This is a genomic window from Mammaliicoccus fleurettii, assembly GCF_003970575.1.
GTDB classification, from domain to species: domain Bacteria; phylum Bacillota; class Bacilli; order Staphylococcales; family Staphylococcaceae; genus Mammaliicoccus; species Mammaliicoccus fleurettii.
The window spans coordinates 1-2,687 of sequence record NZ_RXWZ01000205.1 but is presented as its reverse complement, the minus strand read 5'-3'; the positions used below and the strand labels follow the sequence as shown (position 1 = coordinate 2,687).

The following is a 2,687-nucleotide window of genomic DNA, read 5'->3' as shown; positions in this document are numbered from 1 at the left end:
ACATATACATGTCCCAGACACTATTTTGTATTGTTAAATATATAATCACCTATATATTTAGATGATTCTCCTTTTTCTAAAGAACAGAATTTCTCATAAAACTTCTCTATCTTATCTTTATATTTTTCTTTATGTTCGTCAATATTTTTTAACTCTTCTGCTAATTTAAACTCATCTGTTATAATTTCACCTGGTAAGTCAGTCATATAATTCATATAGAATCCTCTTAAACCTTTATCATACTTTTCAATATCATAAGCAAAAAAGAATTGAGGTTTCTTAAGAATACCAAAGTCAAACATAACCGAAGAGTAGTCTGTAATTAAAGCATCAGATATTAAGTATAATTCAGAAATATCATTATAATTAGATACATCAATAGCAAAGTCTTCATATCCATTTAAATCTAGAGCATTAGAAATCAAATAGTGCATTCTAAGTAATATGACATATTCGTCACCTAACTCTTTTTGTAAATTTTCTAGATTAATTTTTAAATCAAATAGATACTTTCCTTTTTTGACAAATTCATCATCTCTCCATGTAGGAGCGTACATAATGATTTTTTTTCCTTCAGGTAAATTCAAATCTTTTTTTATTTGTTCGATATATTCTTGATCATTACTTCTATTAACTAATACATCATTTCTAGGATAACCAATTTCCATCGTTCTTTCTTCATCCATCCAGAAAGCAGTTTTAAAAATATTTGTTGAATATCTGTTTGGAGAAACTAAATAATCCCATCTTGATGTTTCAGCATAAAAATTCTTTTTGTAATTAGACGTAGTTGTACCTGGCATTCTAACAACTTTCATATCGTTAGCTAATCTTTTTAATGGTGTACCGTGCCAAGTTTGAATATATATTTGATTTTCTTTCTTGTTTAAATAAAGAGGTAGTCTAGCATTGGTAACCCAAAACTTTGCTTTAGAGTATGCATCGTAATATTCTTTAGATCCTTTTTTAACTTTCTCAGCATTTCCGATAATTACATTTTGTTCAGGTTTGGCAAATACCCAAATGTAATTTAATTGAGGATAGTTTCTTTGCATATATTCATATATATATTTAGGACTATCACTATAATTTTTGCCACCAAATGATTCAAATACAATTGTGTTTGAATCTACACCTTCTTCTTTATCAAACAATTGATATTTAGAACGATTTTTCAATTTATTATTTTGTAATATATTTTTCACATGTCTACTTACATATCTAAGATTATTAACATACTTTGCATTTTCGATCGCATTCATAGATAAAAATAGTATCTCTAAGTTGTACAAAATTTTAGAGTCTTTCATTAAGTCCCACTTTAAAGATTTAACAACCTTAACTAATGGTTTCTCAAGGGTATTGTATCTCAACTCAATATCTTTTAAAGATGGATCGAAACCATTTTTGATTTCTTTTTTCATTTTATTAGTTAAGAAATGAATTACTTTTTTATTATCAGTTCTTTCAATAGAATCGAAATAGCTATTAACATAGTCTTCAAATGTTAATATAAATTCTTGGTCAGTTAGAGTATTTCCTTCAAATGGATCGTATACTTCACCTCTATAATAAAACGGAAAATCAAATATTCTGGCAAATCTTTCAACATACTTCATATAATCAAGTACAAATGAAGCATCAGTGTATATTTTTAAATTCTCATTAAATCTAATGTTATGAGCTTGAATAATTGCATTTTTAAATAAAATATTACAAACAGTATTCTTTCTTAAAAATGAATTAGGATTAGAATTTTGAGTTAAATATTCAACTCTTACTTTATCTTTATTAACGTATTGTGGTTTATTCATAGTGAATTTGTGTATAGGTGCTACTAATCCATCCAATCCGTTAACTTTAGATAAATAATACTCAACTGAATAACTTGCTAGTTGGTCGTCTGCGTCTAAAAACATAACATATTGTGTATTTACATGTTCTAAAGCAATATTTCTAGCATGTGCATGACCTGAATTATTTTCTAATGTAATAAAGTTAATGTGTTTATCATAGGTATTAATCGACTCTTTAACTAAATTAGCTGATGAGTCAGTTGAACCATCATCGACAATAATCAAATCAAAGTTTTGATTTCTTTGACTTTTTATACTTTCTATACAATCTAATATATGATCTTTATTATTATAAAATGTAATAATAATCGATAATTTATTCATTTTTTCTCCCCATTTTTTCAAACTTTTAATATTTTAATTCATCTAGTAAGTTTTTATAATTATTAATTGCAGATTCTAGACTAAATCTATTATTCAATTTTACATCTTTCAAAGGTATATTTCTAGCATTTTCCATAGCTGTTGCAAGTTCGTCAATATTGTCTTTTTCTACTAGAATGCCATTTTTATTATTTTCTATTAATTCACTTGAACCATATTTAATATTGTAAGATAAAACTGGACATCCATTATTTAAACTTTCCATTATAGTAAGTCCAAAACCTTCAAATTTACTAGTTAAAATAGAAGCAATTGAATTTTCGAAAACTTTTTCAGGATTACTAGTGTACCCTTTAAATTCTACATATTCATTTAAATTCAATTCTTTCACTAGTATTTTTAATGAGTTCAACTCTCCATTTTCATCTTTACCATATATAAGTAATTTTGAATCATTACCTTTACTTATATATATACTAAAAGCTTTAATAATATGATCAATTTGCT

2 protein-coding genes are annotated in these 2,687 nt (G+C 25.8%); both read right to left on the bottom strand.

Features of this window, described 5'->3' with window-relative positions; all coding sequences use genetic code 11:
• Positions 1-20: 20 nt before the first annotated feature.
• Entirely contained in the window at positions 21-2,180 is a 2,160-nt protein-coding gene (locus CD129_RS12325) for a bifunctional glycosyltransferase/CDP-glycerol:glycerophosphate glycerophosphotransferase (protein ID WP_078356268.1), read from the bottom strand.
• Positions 2,181-2,205: 25 nt separating this feature from the next.
• Positions 2,206-2,687 (bottom strand): glycosyltransferase (locus CD129_RS12320; protein WP_126577757.1); only part of this gene is annotated, 482 nt, incomplete at its 5' end.

What these genes read in the sequence shown, in the direction of transcription:
- CD129_RS12325 (WP_078356268.1), bottom strand. Translation starts at nt 2,180, where the DNA reads ATGAATAAATTATCGATTATTATTACATTTTATAATAATAAAGATCAT.